The sequence below is a fragment of the Pedobacter sp. ASV1-7 genome, assembly GCF_040203335.1.
Classification (GTDB): domain Bacteria; phylum Bacteroidota; class Bacteroidia; order Sphingobacteriales; family Sphingobacteriaceae; genus Pedobacter.
In genome coordinates this window covers 307,159-325,506 of sequence record NZ_JBEHBV010000005.1, presented here as the reverse complement: position 1 = coordinate 325,506, position 18,348 = coordinate 307,159, and the positions used below count along the sequence as shown (strand labels likewise).

The 18,348-nt window shown below is 40.3% G+C and carries 12 protein-coding genes; 11 read left to right on the top strand and 1 reads right to left on the bottom strand.

The features are described 5' to 3' along the window. Window positions 1–26 precede the first annotated feature (26 nt). The 8 genes from ABDJ41_RS13880 to ABDJ41_RS13845 are packed head-to-tail and all read left to right on the top strand — an operon-like array spanning window position 27 to window position 12,378. Entirely contained in the window at window positions 27–3,257 is a 3,231-nt protein-coding gene (locus tag ABDJ41_RS13880) for a SusC/RagA family TonB-linked outer membrane protein (protein ID WP_349786651.1), read from the top strand. A 16-nt stretch (window positions 3,258–3,273) separates the two neighbouring features. After that, window positions 3,274–4,737, top strand: a complete 1,464-nt coding sequence (locus ABDJ41_RS13875) for a RagB/SusD family nutrient uptake outer membrane protein (RefSeq protein WP_349786650.1) — start codon at window positions 3,274–3,276, stop codon at window positions 4,735–4,737. Between the two features lie 2 nt (window positions 4,738–4,739). After that, a complete protein-coding gene (locus tag ABDJ41_RS13870) occupies window positions 4,740–5,903 on the top strand; it encodes a sialidase family protein (RefSeq protein ID WP_349786649.1) in 1,164 nt (387 codons plus the stop codon). A 2-nt stretch (window positions 5,904–5,905) separates the two neighbouring features. Further along, entirely contained in the window at window positions 5,906–7,558 is a 1,653-nt protein-coding gene (locus tag ABDJ41_RS13865; protein ID WP_349786648.1) for an exo-alpha-sialidase, read from the top strand. 20 nt (window positions 7,559–7,578) lie between these two features. Then, window positions 7,579–8,511 (top strand): dihydrodipicolinate synthase family protein, encoded by a 933-nt coding sequence (locus ABDJ41_RS13860; RefSeq protein WP_349786647.1) that lies wholly within the window; start codon window positions 7,579–7,581, stop codon window positions 8,509–8,511. A gap of 41 nt (window positions 8,512–8,552) precedes the next feature. Then, window positions 8,553–10,070: a PKD domain-containing protein gene (locus tag ABDJ41_RS13855; protein WP_349786646.1), complete on the top strand. Its 1,518-nt coding sequence runs from the start codon at window positions 8,553–8,555 to the stop codon at window positions 10,068–10,070. Then, complete coding sequence (locus ABDJ41_RS13850) at window positions 10,070–11,143, top strand: galactose oxidase (protein ID WP_349786645.1); 1,074 nt, start codon at window positions 10,070–10,072, stop codon at window positions 11,141–11,143. Before ABDJ41_RS13855 ends, ABDJ41_RS13850 begins: the two co-directional genes overlap by 1 nt. A 2-nt stretch (window positions 11,144–11,145) precedes the next feature. Next, on the top strand, window positions 11,146–12,378 hold the full coding sequence (locus ABDJ41_RS13845) for an MFS transporter (protein WP_349786644.1): 1,233 nt from the start codon (window positions 11,146–11,148) through the stop codon (window positions 12,376–12,378). A 31-nt stretch (window positions 12,379–12,409) separates the two neighbouring features. On the opposite strand, the gene ABDJ41_RS13840 is transcribed toward ABDJ41_RS13845, so the two are convergent. After that, on the bottom strand, window positions 12,410–13,633 hold the full coding sequence (locus ABDJ41_RS13840) for an ATP-binding protein (RefSeq protein ID WP_349786643.1): 1,224 nt from the start codon (window positions 13,631–13,633) through the stop codon (window positions 12,410–12,412). Window positions 13,634–13,807: 174 nt separating this feature from the next. Between ABDJ41_RS13840 and rhaT the strand changes: the two genes are divergently transcribed. Genes rhaT through ABDJ41_RS13825 form a run of 3 tightly spaced genes read left to right on the top strand, consistent with a single transcriptional unit; the run spans window position 13,808 to window position 18,348 of the window. Continuing rightward, window positions 13,808–14,887, top strand: a complete 1,080-nt coding sequence (rhaT, locus tag ABDJ41_RS13835; RefSeq protein WP_349786642.1) for an L-rhamnose/proton symporter RhaT — start codon at window positions 13,808–13,810, stop codon at window positions 14,885–14,887. Between the two features lie 45 nt (window positions 14,888–14,932). Then, the gene (locus tag ABDJ41_RS13830) at window positions 14,933–17,053 is read left to right on the top strand and encodes a bifunctional aldolase/short-chain dehydrogenase (RefSeq protein ID WP_349786641.1); all 2,121 of its coding nucleotides are present in this window, start codon (window positions 14,933–14,935) and stop codon (window positions 17,051–17,053) included. A gap of 20 nt (window positions 17,054–17,073) precedes the next feature. Further along, a complete protein-coding gene (locus ABDJ41_RS13825) occupies window positions 17,074–18,348 on the top strand; it encodes a sugar isomerase (RefSeq protein WP_349786640.1) in 1,275 nt (424 codons plus the stop codon).

Sequence of the window (18,348 nt, the reverse complement as noted above, 5' to 3'; positions counted from 1 at the left end):
ACTAAACCAAATATCAAATTTGAATTATGAACAATAAAAACATGCTTTGGCTGATAGGTATATTTTTACTTTGTGCCTATAGTAGTTATGCTCAGAAACCAGTTACAATTACGGGCGTAGTAACTGGCAACACTTCGGAAACACTACCGGGTGTAGGAGTGAAATTGAAGGGTAGCTCCATTGCTTCCACCACAGACATTAATGGAAAATATTCAATTCAGGTTCCGGATGGTAAGGGTATCCTGATTTTCTCGTATATAGGATATGATACCAAAGAGGTTAATGTAACAGGAAAAACAGTATGGAATGTTGATCTGCTCGCTAATGTGAATGCATTAGATGAACTGGTGGTAATTGGATATGGTGTGCAGTCGAGAACTACATTGACTACATCTGTATCAAAAGTTAGTGCAGAGGAATTTAAGAATGCACCAGGAACAAATCCCTTAATGCAATTACAGGGGAAGGTGGCAGGTCTTTCGCTTCAGATGTCGAATGGACAACCCGGAGCAACTCCACAAATTTTTATTCGCGGTGGTAGTTCAACATCACCAGAGACTGATGCTCCACTAATTATTGTGGACGGTATTGTTGGTACATCAAGAAATATAGTAGACCTTAATCCTGATGATATTGAATCTATGCAAGTGCTTAAAGATGCAGCCTCGACAGCAATTTATGGTGCAAGGGCGGCAAATGGAGTAATTATCGTAAAAACCAAATCTGGTAAGTCGGGTCCTACACAAATTAATTTTAAAGTTTCTTCCGGAGTAGATGTTCAGGCGAACAAATATGATTTTGCAAGTGCAGAAGAATATATCTATATCTCCAGGAAAAATATTATGAATTATAACAAGACTAACCCTGATTTTTTCCTGACGGGTGGCCGTTACGGAATGTCGACTGGTAATCCAAGAAATTCTAAAAACACATTGGAGTTTTTAGATACTTATATTCAGAACTATGGACAGGAATATGTTTCTTCCTTAATTGCAAATGAGGGCTGGCAGACTATGACTGATCCTGTTACCAATAAAAAGCTGATTTTTAAGGAAACGAATTACCAGGATGTGTTTTTTCAGAATGCCTTGAAAATGCAATATGATTTTAACTTGTCGGGCGGCAATGATAAAGCTACTTATTATTTTGGAGCTGGTTATTCTGATCAGAAGGGGATTGTTCTGGGAACAGGATATAAAAATTACAACGCTTTGTTTAATGGAACTTATAAGCTAAGTGAAAAATGGAGTCTGAATGCCAATGTGGGGTATTCAATCAGTGATAACGATTCGCCAACCAGTTATTTCAATTCACTTAGTAGATCTGTACTCATGCCTTTTACGTATAGACTAAACTATGAAAATGGTTTACCTGCACCGGGTGAGGGGATTGCTTCTTTCAGGAACCGTAACCACGAAGTGTATTATAAGGAAAAGAATAATGATATTAAAGTGCACAGAGTTACTTTAGGTTTGGGAGCTAAATGGGATATTTTACCCGGTTTGACTTTTGCACCAGCGGCTTACCTGAATACCAGTGAGGGGATGGAGAACCGCTTTGAAGCATTTAATGAAATTGTAGGAACCAGACCTGTTAGTGCCAATCATAATTTTTTCAAAAAGGTACAATTAGATGGAGTATTGACCTATGATAAAGACCTAACCTCAGATCATCATATCAATGCGATTCTGGGAACTAGTTATATCAATGATTATACCTACAATATGAATGGTAGTGGTAACTCTGCACCCACTGACTATATCCCTACTTTAAACGCAACGGCTGCCTCTACACAAAGGGTAAGCACAACGAAAGAGACTAAAGTTATTGATAGTTATTTTTCAAGACTTACTTATGACTTTAGAAAGAAATACCTTTTTTCTGCAAGCTTAAGGTATGATGGTTCTTCGAATTTTGCCAGTGAACATAAAAGAGGACTTTTCGCCGGTGTATCGGCAGGATGGAATGCCCATATGGAAGACTTCTGGCAACCGATACAAGCTTATGTTTCTACTTTTAAATTGAGATCGAGCTGGGGACAGACAGGCAATGATAATTTGACTATCGGTAATTCACAAGGTGCTTATGCTACAGGCTTTAATTATATGGGGCAGGTTGGGATAATGAATACCGTGCTGGCAAATCGTAATTTAATATGGGAAACTACTGCATCATTTGACGTTGGTGCTGATATAGGTTTGTTTAATAATAAACTGACTTTAGTGCTGGACTATTACAACAAATTAACGTCCGATAGATTGTTTGACAAGCCATTAACTTCAACAACAGGTTTTACGTCTATCACCAGTAATTATGGCTCGATCCGTAACGAAGGGTTTGAACTTGAACTGGCTTTTAACGCAGTGAAAAATTCCAATTTTTCCTGGAATACAGCATTCAATTTTTCATATAACAGGGGGCTGGCTGTTAAATTGCCTGAAAATGGAGAATATAAGAACAGAAGTGGAGGTAATTATGTGTATGATCCCGCATCGAATACTTACATGAAGGTTGGAGGTTTGGCCGAAGGGGAACCTTATGGACAGCGTTGGGCTTATAAATCATTAGGTGTTTATGCAACTGACGCAGATGCAGCTAATGCTCCTTATGATGTGGAAACTGCTGGGCGACAAAAATTTGGTGGTGATGCGATCTGGGCCGATCTGGATAATAATGGTCGAATTGATAACAACGACATGATATTTATGGGGCTGATCAGGCCTGACAAAACCGGAGGTATGGTAAATACTTTTAACTATAAAGGATTAAGCATGCGCTTTGTGCTTGACTATGGCATAGGTCATGTGATCGACAATAATTTCAGAGCTAAAACAAATGGTAGTGCCAGAAATAACAACATGATGTTGAAGGATGCTTTAGGCTCTAGTGTTTGGAAGGAACAAGGTGACATCGCTACCATACCAAGATATACAGTCCAGAGTGATGTGGATTATAACTTCAGGAATCACCTGCGCTTCTCCAATTCAATTGGTAATGATTCTGATGGGAGTAATAATTCCCTTTACTATTCGAAAGGGGACTACCTGGCCTTTAGAGAGGTGTCATTTGCTTACTTCTTAAACCCTAAATTTTTAGGTAAAACTTTTATCAAAGGAATAGAGCTTACAGCGGGAGTTTACAACCTGGGTTATTTAACCAAGTATGATGGCTTGAGCCCTGAGATTTTTACCGGCCGTGATGAGGGGAAATATCCAAGACCAAGACAATATAGCTTCAGCTTAAATGTGTCATTATAATTTAAAGCAGATAAATATGAATACATATATAAAAACCATTTCACTGATTGCAATCGTATTTTTTACAAGTAGTTGCAGTAAGATATTAGATGTAAAACCTGTTTCATCTATTACCAGCGAGAGTTACTGGAATACAGAGAATGATGTTACCGGATATTTAACGGGAATATATTATGATATGAGAGCTTCTGTCAATACTACTTTTTATCTGGAAGATAGAGGCGATACATTTAGTCCGGGCCTGGAGGCTGGTTTGTCAAGTGCATGGCAGCAGAACCTTACCTCTTCTAATGCGCCCAACTGGATTGGTTATTATAACTTGATTCACCATTGTAATTTGGTAATAAAGTATGGTAACATCATTTCATTTACAAATGGAAATAATAAGAACAGGGCATTAGCTGAAGCTCATTTCATCAGGGCTTTTACTTATTTCTGGTTATTGCGCTCGTGGGGTGATGTACCAATAGTACTTGAACCTACAGAGAGTGACCAGATTTCATTACCCGCCAGAGCTCCGCAAACTCAGGTGATGGATCAGATTTTGAATGATGTAAATCTGGCCATATCATTATTCCCTGAATCTGGCTTTGTGAATAAAAGTCGTGCCTCAAAACCAGCTGCTTATGCTTTAAAAACAGATGCATTATTGTGGAAAGCAAAGGTTTTAGCTGGAGGTGATGCAGCATTAAATGAAGCTGTGATTACAGCGGATCAGGCAATGGCCGGGGTTTCCTTGGAGCCTGGTTTTCCAAATATTTTTTCTACTAAGAATGGCCAGGAGGTTATATTCTCTCTTTACTTTAAAAGAGATGATATGTTTGATCAGAACGGTAAGAAGATTGATAAGTCTGATCAATATGGCAGTACACTTAAGCCGCGGGATATATTTGTTTCGAATGCTACAAATGTAAATGATATTGCTTTCTCCAGGGGTGGTGCCAGAAGTGCTTATTCACCAAGTCAGAAATTCAGAGACTTATTTGTTAATGCCGATGTGCGTAAAGCAGCCTCATATATTATAGCGACTGCTGCCAATGGAAGTACTATCGGGATTTTTGATAATAAATTTAGAGGTACAATATATCAGGATGATGATCGGTACTGGGAAAACGATATTATTGTTTACAGGTTAGCCGAGATTATACTATTTAAAGCGGAGGCCTTAGCGGCATTGAACCGTGTTCCAGAAGCTATTACGGAACTGAACAAAGTTAGAAACCGTGCTAAAATTGGTAACTATCCTGGTGTGGAAACAAAGCTTGCAGTTGAAACTGAGATTCTGGACGAGCGTTTTCGCGAACTTTATCTTGAATTGAAAAGATGGCCTGACTTGATCCGTTTTCACAAAGCCGGTACGATAAACATTTATAATGAAGTACCTAATCTGGGTGCTAAAGGGAATATGCCTCTGTTTTTTCCAATTCCGAGGACCCAAATCGATCTGAATCCTAATTTAACTCAAACACTAGGCTATTAACTATGAAACATATATTAAATCTTACACTGATCATATTTTTAAGTTGTGCTGGTATATCTTGTGGTAAGCTGGAATTGGGTGGTGGTGGTTCGCCAACTTCGCCTAATGCTCCTGGTGGTTCTGCCGGTAAACAATTCAACTATATTTTTAAGGAAAAAACTGAGGGTTATGCTGTATTCAGGATTCCCGCAATTGTAAAAACTAAGGATGGAACGTTATTGGCTTTTGCGGAAGCACGTAAGCTGGCTTCGGCAGGTGATAGCGGTGACATTGATCTGGTTTTGAGGCGCTCAACCGATAACGGTAAAACCTGGGGGGCTATGATTACAGTTTGGAGTGATGGAGCAAATACCTGTGGTAATCCGGTGCCTATTGTGGATGAAATAACCGGTGAAATTCACCTGATGATGAACTGGAACAATGGTGAGGATACTTATGGTGAGATTAATAATCTGACTGCAATTGATACAAGGAGAGTATTTTACACTAAATCTGACGATGATGGCAAGACCTGGAAAACTCCTGTTCAGATTACTTCATCTGTTAAAAACAGCAATTGGAGATGGCATGGTACTGGCCCTTGTCATGGTATCCAGATTTCTGAGGGGACCTTTAAAGGTAGATTAGTAGTTCCTTGTTATTATTATGATGGTACAAACGGCAAAACTTATTCTAACACAGTTGTTTCTGATGACCATGGGCTGACCTGGAAAATAGCAGGTACTACACCGCAAGACCAGGGTGGTGAATGTGCAGTGACTGAATTGAAAGATGCTAAATTAATGCTGAACATCAGGACCAATGCACCAAACAGATTGGTGACAACCAGTATTGACGGTGGAAATACCTGGGCAAATTTAAGTACTGATTTTTCATTGGTTGACCCACAATGCCAGGGTAGCTTATTGTCCTACAAAACGAATAATGATCTGAGCTTGTTTTTCGCTAATGCGGCTAGTGCTGAACGTGTAAATATGACTGTGAAACAGAGCTTAAATGAAGGTAGTACCTGGGCTAAAGTATTTACGGTTCATACTGGTCCATCTGCTTATTCGGATCTGGTGAAAATCTCCGATCAGGAAATTGCCATTGTTTATGAAGGTGGTATAGGCCGACCTTATGAGGGGATTTCTTTTGAGATTATAAAAATTGCTGACTTTAAATAAGAATGATGAAAGGACTTTTAACTGCGCTGTTCATGATGTTGTATCTGGGTGTTTATGCCCAAAAACATCAGATTTTACAAGATAGGTTGCAGGTACCTGTATTGAAAGGTAAACCTGTTAATCCAATGCTGCGGCTTAAGGTTATTCCGGCAAGTGCTGATGAACAGGTATTTCTGAAAAATATTACTCTAAGCTCTATTGGGACAAGTCGGATTGCCGATATCAAGCGTATCTATGTATACCATGCGGTTAAAGATTCTACTTTTGGTCATTTTGGAAACTTGAATAATGCTGTTTTGCTTGCTGAATTGTACAATCCATCAGGAAGTAATCATGTAGTTGAAATTAATCAGTCGCTCGGAACTGGTACTAAATATCTATGGGTCGCTGTGGAACTTTCTGAGAATGCTGATTTATCTGATAGAATAGCTTTAAATGTGAATGCTGTTCAGTTTGATAAAGGACAGGTAAATATACCCTTGAAAAAGATGGCGGCTAACAGGATTGGAATTGCACTTAGATCTCACCGACAAGATGGAGTAAATACTCATAGAATTCCCGGTTTGGCAACGGCAAAGGATGGTAGTTTAATAGCTGTTTATGATGCACGCAGAGATACGGGTAGAGATTTGCAGGGAAACATAGATATTGGTGTTTCTCGTAGTCTGGACAAAGGTAAAACCTGGTTGCCAATGGAGATAGCTATGGATATGGGTACATGGGGTGGCTTACCTGAGAAATTTAATGGTGTTTCTGATGCCGGGATACTGGTGGACAAAAAGACCGGAACCATATTTATTGCCGGCCTTTGGATGTACGGTGTGATAAATGCCGATGGCAAATGGCTGGAAGGATTGAATGAGGGTAGTAAAGATTGGAACCATCAGTGGAAAACCAAGGGATCTCAACCTGGATTTGATGTGAAACAAACTTCGCAGTTTCTGATTGTGAAAAGTGAAGACAATGGTAAGACCTGGTCTGAACCGATAAACCTGACTAAAATGTGTAAAAAGGAGGAATGGTGGCTTTGGGCACCTGCTCCGGGACAAGGCATTACGCTAAAGGATGGAACCCTGGTCTTTCCTACCCAGGGTAGAGATGCTACTGGTAAAGCTTTCTCGAACCTGACTTACAGTAAGGATGGGGGAAAGACCTGGGAGTGTTCTAATCCTGCTACAGAAGAATCGACCACAGAAAACATGGCTGTTGAACTATCGGACGGTAGGGTGATGCTGAACATGCGTTCGAATGCCAACACCAAAGATACCAGCAATACTAACGGACGTGCGGTTTCGGTAACTAAAGATCTGGGCAAGAGTTGGAAGATTCATCCCACTAACCATGGAGGCCTGATTGAACCAACCTGTATGGCAAGCATTATCAGACATGATTTTTCGCAGAATGGTAAGAAGAAATCAGTATTGCTGTTTTCTAATCCTGATTCGAAAGTGTTGCGCCATAGAATGACGATAAAGATTAGTGAAGATGATGGGATGACCTGGTCGAAGGACAGGAAAATCCTATTGGATGAAATGAAAAGCAGAGGATATTCCTGCTTAACAAGTATAGATGAAAACACGATAGGGATTGTGTATGAAAGTAGCCAGGCGGACCTGGTGTTTCAGACTATCAAGCTATCAGAATTATTAAAATAAAAGAATTAAGATTAAACAAAATGGATAAAATTAAGGGATTGGTTGCGGCAGTTTTTGCTGCTTATCATGCAGATGGGACAATAAATACAGCTATTATACCTGAACTGGTAGAGAAAATGATTGCAGACGGCTTGTCGGGCGTGTTTATCTGTGGTACGAATGGCGAAGGGCCAAATATGACTATTGAAGAAAGAATGGTCATTGCGGATGCTTATGTGAAAGCTGCAGATAAAAGAATTAAAGTATTGATCCATGTAGGACATACCTCTATTGCAGAGTCGCGTAAACTTGCTGCTCATGCGCAGGAGATTGGCGCTGATGCGATCTCTTCTGTTGCTGCATTTTATTTTAAACCATCAGGAGTGAAAAATCTGGTAGACAGTATGGCCGAAATCGCTTCTGCTGCTCCGAACTTGCCATTTTACTATTACCACATTCCTACTTTAACAGGTGTGGCAATGGATATGGTAGAATTTCTGGAAATCGCTGAATCAAAAATCCCAAATCTTGCGGGTATTAAATATACTGCATCGACTTTGCATGAATACCAGGCTTGTCTGAATTATAAGGATGGCAAGTTTGATATTTTGTTTGGTTATGATGAGATGTTGTTAAGTGCACTTTCTGTTGGAGCTAAAGGTGCGATAGGTAGCACCTATACTTATGCCGCTCCATTATATCTGAAAGTGATGGCGCTTTATGAGAACAATGAACATGAAGCTGCGAGGGATATGCAGATGCATGCGGTGAATATGGTGCGTTGTCTGGTTAAATTCCCTCCAATTCCCGCACAAAGAGCAATTATGAAATCGGAAGGCCTGGAGTTAGGCATATGTAGGTTACCCCTGGTGGCCCTGGATGCAGATCAGGAAAAGGCTTTGCATGATTCATTAGTGGTGAACGGTTTTTTTAGCATACTAAAAGAAGTAAGTCTGTTGCAGGAAGCTAAATAACCTGCTCCGGAAATCAAAAACATGACCAAATATAAACTGATATGATAACGAATAGACTTTTAATGATTTGCCTGTTGCTGACAGCTGTTTGCTGGATGTCATGCAAAAAAGATGAGCTTCCAAGCCTGAAAGCTGAATTCAGTGCTTCTGCACAGGAAGTTCTGGCTGGAGGAGAGGTTGTTTTTACAGATCTTTCTGAGGGGCAGCCAGCTAACTGGAACTGGGAGTTTGAAGGTGGTTTCCCTGCAACTTCTAATTTATCTGGTCCGACGGTTAGATATGATAAGCCTGGTACTTATGCGGTAACACTGGTCCTGAAGAACGGCAATCAGGAAGCTGTTGGTAAAAAGGAAAAATTCATCACCGTTGGATATAATGATGTTAGCCCTGATTTTGAGGCCAACGTAGTTTCGGCATTGGAAGAAGAAACAATTAAGTTCACGGATAAATCGACAGGCCTGCCAGAATCATGGAACTGGGAATTTAAATCCAAAGATGGATTAACAGTATTGACTTCTACAATACAGAATCCTGAAATCAAGTTTACGGAACCAGGAATTTACACGGTTAAACTGGTAGCTGCAAATCCTAAATCTAGCAAAGAGATTATCAAGACAGATTATCTGACAATCATAGATAAATTCTCTGTGATTGCAGAATTTGAAGCGTTAAATACCGCTACTTATGGAGGTGGGCAAATCCAGTTTAATGATAAGTCTATTGGTAATGCAACGAACTGGGCCTGGACATTTGAAGGTGCCGCAACAGTAAGTTCAACGGAACAGAACCCTAAAGTGACTTATCCTGCTGCAGGAAGATATAAAGTGAAATTAGTAGCTTCTAATCCGGTAAAATCATCGACAATAGAAAAGGAAAGTTATGTTCTTGTGGTTCCTTCAAATGGTTTGACTGCATTTTTCCCTTTCAATGGTAGTGTGCAAGATGTTGGACCTAGTGCAACTGTATCAACAATTACTGGAACTATTGCTTTCAATGTTGCAGACAGAAATGCTGTAGCTAATAATGTCGCTGGATTTAATGGCTCAAGCTATGTAGTGGTGACTGACCATCCTGCTTATAATTTTGGAAAAGGGGATTACTCTGTATCTACCTGGGTTAAAACAAATCGTACAAACCGGATGATGATCTGGGCAGAAAGTGGAGGTAAAGGAAGTGGTGACAACCAGACCTGGCTTCGTCTGGGAGCGAATACGACGACTCAATTATTGGGTTTTGCAACTGAAGATTCAGGAGGTGGCTCATTCCTTGGAATGAGTGAAGCTGAAAAAGGTAAAATGTACGATGATGTATGGCATCATGTAGTATGTGTAAGACAAGGCTTAGTGACCAGGGTGTATGTAGATGGTGTTAAAGCCAAAGAGGTAACCGCTAATGCTACACTTGGAAATAAGGATGTATCGAATGCAGGGAATTTTAAAATCGGCGCTCAGGAAGGTACAAGCAGTTTCTCTAACTTCTTTAATGGACAGTTGGATGACTTGATTATTTATAAGAAAGCATTAACGCAGGCTGAGATTACTGCCTTATATAACTTATAATGGATAAGAACGCATTGACAAAAATATCGTTAATCATCCTGCTTAGTACGATTACGGCAGGCTGCAAAGAAGAAATATCTGCAAAATACGATTGGAATCAACTTCCCGTAATTCCTGATCCAGTTGGTTTTGCCGGATCGTTCTCAGGGCTAAGTAATGGAGCATTAATTGTTGCGGGAGGAGCAAATTTTCCGGATGGTGGTGCTCCATGGTCTGGCTCGGTTAAGGTTTGGCATAATGATATTTTTGTGCTTGAAAAAGAAGATGGACAATGGTTAAGGGCAGGTAAACTGCCCACCCCATTGGGCTATGGCGTTTCTATCAGCTGGAAGGATGCTTTGGTTTGTATTGGGGGAAGTAATGTTTCGGGGCACCATGCCGATGTTTTTATGCTCCGTTATAAAGACAGGAGCGTTTCGATTGAAAAGCTACCCGATTTACCAACCACATTAGCTAATTCTTGCGGTGTATTAATTGGTGACGTAGTATATGTTGCTGGTGGACAAAAGAATGCAACTGATCTTGTTGCTTCTGATAATTTCTGGTCATTGGATTTGTCGGCCCCTGAAAAGGGCTGGCAGGTTTTGTCGACATGGCCCGGCTCGCCAAGGATGTTGCCTGTCGCCAGTACCGCTGAAGGTTCTTTTTATCTGTTTAGTGGGGTAGCACTTAATGAGGGGAAAAGACAATACCTGAATGATGCTTTTAAGTTTGTACCAGGGAAAGGCTGGCAAAAGATTAAAGATCTGCCGGCACCGGTAGTTGCCGCACCTTCTCCTGCATATAATCTGAATGATGCTGACCTGTTGATTTTTGGAGGCGATGATGGGAAACTTGCAGATAAGGCTGCTGATCTGAAAGAAAAGCATCCCGGGTTTTCCAGAGATATTTTGGAATATAATGTTGCTGCTGACAATTGGACCATTGCCGGAAAGGTTGCAGCTCCTGCACCCGTTACTACACCTTTAGTGGTGTGGAATGATAAAGTTGTTTTACCTGGTGGCGAAGTAAGACCTGCTACCAGAACTCCAAATGTGCTGATCGTTAGTGTTAATAATGCTGAAGCTGAATAGTTATGAATAAAAGATCATCCCTATTATCCTTCCCATGGGTTATTGTTGCTGTACTTTGGGTAGTTGCCTTTCTTAATTATTTAGATAGGATTCTGATTACCTCTATGAGGGATCCTATTGTGAATGAGTTTGGACTGACCGATGCTCAGTTTGGTTTGTTAACCTCTGTCTTCTTATGGTCCTATGGTTTTTTAAGTCCCTTAGGGGGATACCTGGCAGATCGATATAGCCGTAAAAAAGTAATCGTATTTAGTGTCTTTATCTGGTCGGCCGTAACCCTATGGACTGGTTTTACAGGTTCTTTTGAGGAAATGATTGTGGCGCGGATTTTTATGGGGATCAGTGAGGCCTGTTATATTCCTGCTGCATTAGCATTGATTACAGATTATCATAAAGGCCGTACCCGGTCTCTGGCCACTGGCTTACACATGAGTGGACTTTATGCCGGACTGGCTTTAGGCGGTATTGGAGGATACATTGCTGAGCTTTGGGGTTGGAGATATGGTTTTCAGATCTTTGGGGCCTTTGGTATTTTGTATTCTTTTTTGCTGCTATATGTGTTGAAAGACTATAAAAATACGCCAGAAGAGGATGCAGTGAATGAAGTGCAGGGCGTTGAGCCGGGTTTGAGTTTATCGCAGACTTTTAAAATGCTTTTTAGTAAAGCCGCTTATATCATATTGCTGATTTATTTCTGTGTACTGGGAATGGTTAACTGGCTGGTGAACGGTTGGTTGCCTACTTTTCTTAAGGAGCATTTTAACCTGAACTTAGGAGAAGCGGGAATGTCGGCCACTGGTTATATTCAGATTGGTTCTTTTATAGGGGTGGTGCTTGGTGGAATCTGGGCTGATCGATGGGCCAGGTCGAACGTTAAGGGGCGGGTTTATGTGGTGATCATTGGTTTTTCAATAGGTGCACCCGTGTTGTTTCTGATGTCGGCCACCAGTGTTTTTGGTATTGCCATTCTGGCCATGATGGTTTTTGGATTGGCAAGGGGCTTTAATGATGCGAACCTGATGCCGATTATGCGACAAATTGTTGATGGTCGTTACGCCGCCACAGCCTATGGCTTTCTGAACTTTTTAAGTACAATTGTTGGTGGCATTATGGTTTATGTTGGCGGTGCTTTGAAAGATGCTGATATAGGACTGGCTATTGTTTACCAGGTATGTGCTGTGATTATGATACTGGCAACTTTTACTTTGTTTGCGTTGAAATTAAAGCGGCAGTAGTAGTGCAATAGTATAGGTCTTTGCCAAGACCTTATACTATTGCTTCAAGCATTAAAAAGTCGCGGATGTACAGATGCCTAATACCTTGTTGTGTATTTCCATCGAATTGATCATTGGTAACGACTAATTTGGGATAGTTGTCAGGAATAGCTAACAGGTTGCCGAATTCACGGTCTATTGTATTCTGATTTTCTAGTCTTAATGCTACCTGGACATACACTATTTCTCCATTGCGCTCACATACGAAGTCGATTTCTTGTGTATTCATGGTTCCCACCTTAACCTGATACCCCAAAAATAACAAATGGTTGTAAACTACATTTTCGAGTATTTTCCCTAAATCATTAGGTTTGTATCCTATAATTGCATTTCTAAGTCCTGTGTTTTCGAAGTAAAATTTGCTGCCACTTTCAAATATTTTTTTTCCGATAATATCATATCTACCTGCTTCATGAATGATAAATGCACTGGTTAGGTAGCTGTTATATAGCTGTATCTGATGTGGGGCCAGATTAGTCTGTTGTGATTTAAGGAAATCACTGATTCTTTTTGCCGAAAAAAGACTGCCGATGCTATCTGCAAGGAATAAGACTAGCTTCTCTAAAAAGAGGCTGTTCCTTAAACTATATCTGCTTACTACATCTCGGAATATTATGGTAGAATACACACTTTTAAGATATTCAAAAGCTTGATCATTGAGCGGCAGGTTGATCAGGTATGGAAGGCCTCCGTATTTAAAATAATGAGCCAGGCTTTGATCATTGTCCTTTAGCTGATGAAAGGAAAGGAATTCAGGGTAAGAAAGACTATATACATTAAACTCAATATATCTTCCACTCAGAAATGTTGCTAGTTCTCCAGAAAGCATCTTTGCATTACTTCCTGTAATATACAGGTCGTTTTTCTCATCTAATAGCAAAGATCTAAGTGCTTTCTCGAAATCAATGATATCTTGTATTTCATCAATGAAAATATAGTTGTGCTCGTCTGACTTTAGTTGAGAAAGTATATATTCATTGAGGTCAGTCGCATTTTTGATAAAATCGAACTGAAGATCTTCCATATTAATATAGATGATGTTAGCTGTTTCTTCTGACGATTGAATTAACTTCATTAATTGAAATAACAAATAGCTTTTTCCAACACGTCGTTGTCCACTAATTACCTTTATCAGATTTTTCTTTATATACGGTCTGATTTGCTCAATATAGTTCGGGCGTTCTTTTAAAGAAGAGGGTATGATGTGGTTTCTCATTGTAAGTATACTTGTAATTTTTTTGAAGTTAGCTATAAATTGTAAGTATACTTATAATTTTTATGATTTTTTATAAAAATTGTAAGTATACTTATAGTTTTAACCATGACAGTGCATGACAGAGTTATGTTTTGATTGCGTTATTTTAGGCAAACCAAATTTAAAACCTTAGACATGCAGATTCTTTTAGGCGTCATTTTTCATTTCATCGGTGGGTTCGCTTCCGGTAGTTTTTACATCCCTTTTAAAAAGGTACAGAAATGGTCCTGGGAAACCTATTGGATTGTCGGAGGATTATTTTCCTGGTTGATTGTCCCGCCTTTAGCTGCCTGGTTAACTATTCCCGGTTTCATGGATATCATCATCCATACAGATGGTAAAATACTTTTTTTAACTTATTTCTTTGGTTTATTATGGGGTATTGGAGGCTTAACTTACGGTTTGGGCGTCCGCTATCTCGGCATTTCCTTAGGAAGTACCATTATCCTTGGTCTTTGTTCAGTATTTGGTTCTTTAATCCCCTCATTATATTATGATTTTTACCCATCAGCAGGCAAGGATAGTCTGAGCGATATGGCTGGCACACAATGGGGCCAGATGGTATTACTAGGTCTGCTGGTTTGTGTAATAGGTATTGTAGTTTGTGGGCGTGCAGGAAGCTTGAAGGAGAAAGATCTTGTTGAATCCGGAAAAGCAGATCCTTCAAATAAAGAATACAAATTGGGTATTGGCCTGATCGTATCCATTGTATCAGGTGTTTTAAGTGCTTGTTTTGCCTTTGGTATCGACGCTGGTAAAGATATGGCTCATCATGCTAATGATGCCTGGAAAGTACTTAACCCGGGACAAGGAGAATTTCTTTTCCAGAATAATGTGACTTATGTGGTGATCTTATGGGGAGGTTTAACAACCAACTTGTTCTGGTGTATGCTGTTGAATGCAAGGAACAAGACATTTGGTGATTATACCGATAAAAAGGCTCCACTAATGAAAAATTATATTTTCTCAGCATTGGCTGGCACGACCTGGTTTTTACAGTTTTTCTTTTATGGAATGGGGGAAAGTAAAATGGGTAATGGCGCCAGTGGCTGGATTTTACATATGGCCTGCATCATCCTTGTAGCTAATGGTTGGGGATTATTTTTCAAAGAATGGTCTGGTGTGAAAAAGAAAACATTTGGGACTATAATAGCCGGGATTGTGATCCTGATTCTTTCCATATTCATTGTAGGATATGGGAACTCAATTAAATAGAAAATAACCTGTAAAAAAGATAAAAAACAATTAATAATAATTTTTATGAGTACTCGAACAACCGATTTTAAACATGTAAGCTATTTGTGGGATGATGCAAAGGCTGCTGAAATGGCTGGAGATGAAGTTGCACTGTTGATCTACCGTTCAAACTTATTAGGTGCTGATTTGCGCTTAACCAATTATGGTGGTGGAAATACTTCTTGCAAGGCCATTGCTAAGGATCCATTAACTGGACAGGATACCGAAATTATGTGGGTTAAAGGCTCAGGTGGTGATTTAGGAACTTTGAAAAGCAGTGGTCTGGCAGCTTTGTATGTGGATCGTTTGCGTGACCTTAAAAATATTTATAAAGGATTGGAGCATGAGGATGAAATGGTGGAATTGTTTAACCATTGCATCTATGACCTGCAATCTAAAGCACCATCTATTGATACGCCTTTACATGGATTCTTACCGTTCGCTCATATTGATCACTTGCATCCGGATGCGGCAATTGCTATCGCCGCTGCTAAAGATGGTGAACGCATTACGAAAGAACTGTTTAACGGAACAATTGGTTGGGTGCCATGGCAGAAACCAGGTTTTGAACTGGGATTGATGTTGCGTAAATGCCTGGATGAAAATCCCGGGATCAGAGGCATCATGTTAGGTTCTCATGGTTTATTTACCTGGGGCGATACGGCTTACGAAAGCTATATGAATACTCTGGAGGTGATTGAAAGATGCGCGGAATATCTGGAAGAGAATTATGGTAAAAAGGGTCCTGTTTTTGGCGGACAAAAAATAGATAGTGCCGTAAAGGAGCAACGTAATAAACAAGCTGCAACAATTGCTCCTGTGTTGAGGGGTTTCTGTTCGAGCGAGAGAAATATGGTTGGTCATTTTACTGATGATGCAAGGGTGTTGGAGTTCATCAATTCGAATGATTTAGCTCGTCTTGCACCTTTGGGAACAAGTTGTCCTGATCATTTTTTACGCACAAAGATTAGTCCGCTGGTATTGAAACTGGAGGTTAATGAAGATCTTACTGATGTTAAATCATTAAAAGAAAGATTAGCGCCTGAATTTGAAGCTTACAGGAAAATGTATGCTGAGTATTATGATTCATGCAAACACAGCAATAGTCCTGCAATACGTGATGCTAATCCGGTAATTATTCTTTATCCTGGGATTGGAATGTTCTCTTTTGCAAAAGATAAACAGACTGCAAGGGTAGCTGCTGAGTTTTATACCAATGCCATCAATGTCATGAAAGGCGCAGAAGCGATTTCTGAATACACTTCTTTACCGAGACAGGAAGCGTTTAATATTGAATACTGGTTGTTGGAAGAAGCAAAGTTGCAAAGAATGCCAAAGCCTAAACCGCTTTCGGGAAAAATTGCACTGATTACCGGTAGTGCCGGAGGTATTGGAAAGGCTATTGCCCGTAAGTTTGTTGAAGAAGGAGCTGTAGTAGTGCTGAATGATATGAATGCGGAACGTCTGGAGGAAGCCGCGGCTGAGTTTGCAGGTAAATATGGTAAAGATAGCTATACTACTGCTGTGCTGAACGTAACAAGCGGGGAAGATATTGCTGCGGCATTTGATACTGCTGCTCTTGCTTTTGGTGGTATTGATATTGTAGTGAACAATGCTGGTTTGTCGATCTCGAAAACAATTGCTGATCATACTGAAAAGGATTGGGACCTGCTGTATGATGTGTTGGTGAAAGGGCAGTTCTTTATTACACAGGCTGCTGCTTCAGTGATGCAAAAACAGGATATTGGTGGAGACATTTTAAACATTGTAAGTAAAAATGCATTGGTAAGCGGTCCGAATAATGCTGGTTATGGCAGTGCAAAAGCTGCGCAGTTGCACCTGAGCAGATTAAATGCTGCTGAATTGGGTGCTGATGGTATCCGTGTGAATGTGGTGAACCCTGATGCGGTAATCAGTGATAGTAATATCTGGGCTGGTGGATGGGCTGAAGGTCGCGCCAAAGCTTATGGAATTACAGTTGCCGAGTTGCCAGCTTATTACGCAAAGCGTACCTTGTTGAATCAAATTATATTACCGGATGATATTGCCAATGCTTGTTTTGCTTTTGTTGGCGGATTGCTAAATAAATCGACCGGCAATGTATTGAATGTAGATGGTGGTGTTGCAAATGCCTTTGTTCGTTAATAAATTAGAGAATTAAAGAGATGAAATTAGAGAACTATCATATAGAATCACATAACAGCGACCTGTTGCCTAAGCATCAGCGTAAGCTGGCGGTTGTTGCTGATGAGGTTGCAAATGCGCAGGAAATAATTCAGAAGCTGGTTGATTTCCAGATTGGGATTCCTAGCTGGGCTTTAGGTACTGGTGGTACGCGTTTCGGACGTTTCTCGTCTGGCGGTGAGCCCCGAAACATTGAAGAAAAGATTGAAGATATTGGCTTGTTGCATAAACTGAATGCAGCAAGCGGTACAATTTCATTACATATTCCATGGGATACAGCCGACAATGTGCCGGGCATTAAAGCTTTGGTCGCGCAGCATGGTTTATCGTTTGATGCTATGAACTCGAATACTTTTCAGGATCAGGCTAATTCAGCGCATAGCTATAAATTTGGCTCCTTGCAAAATGTAGATAGAGCGGTAAGAAAACAGGCTATTGAGCATAACATTGAAGTGATCCGTCAGGGTGTAGAGTTGGGCTCTAAAGCACTTACAATCTGGCTGGCGGACGGTTCTTGTTTCCCTGGTCAGCTGAACTTTAGAAAGGCTTTTCAGAATACTTTAGAGAGCTTGCAAGAAATTTATGCTGCTTTACCTGAAGATTGGAAAGTGTTTGTGGAGTACAAAGCATTTGAACCAAACTTCTATTCAACAACAGTAGGAGATTGGGGGCAGTCTTTATTATTCGCTAATAAATTAGGGCCTAAAGCTTATACACTTGTAGACCTGGGGCATCACCTGCCAAATGCGAATATTGAACAGATTGTTGCTTTATTGCTGATGGAAGGTAAGTTAGGTGGTTTCCACTTCAACGATTCGAAGTATGGTGATGATGATTTGACGGCGGGAAGTATCAAGCCTTATCAATTGTTCCTTATTTTTAATGAATTGGTGGAAGGAATGGATGCACGAGGAATGAATCACCGTCAGGATCTGGCCTGGATGATTGATGCTTCACACAATGTGAAGGATCCATTGGAAGATTTATTGCAGTCAGTAGAAGGGATCATGTTGGCTTATGCCCAGGCTTTATCGGTAGACCGCGCTGCTTTGCAAAAGGCACAGGCCGAAAGCGATGTTGCACTTGCTCAGGAAATCCTGCAAAATGCATTCCGCACTGACCTGCGTCCGCTGGTTGCTGAAGCACGTTTACGTGCCGGTTCGGCTTTGTCGCCACTAGATTTATTCAGACAACTGAATGTTAGACAAGAATTGATAAAAAGCCGTGGTTTAAAAACTGTAGCAACTGGATTATAA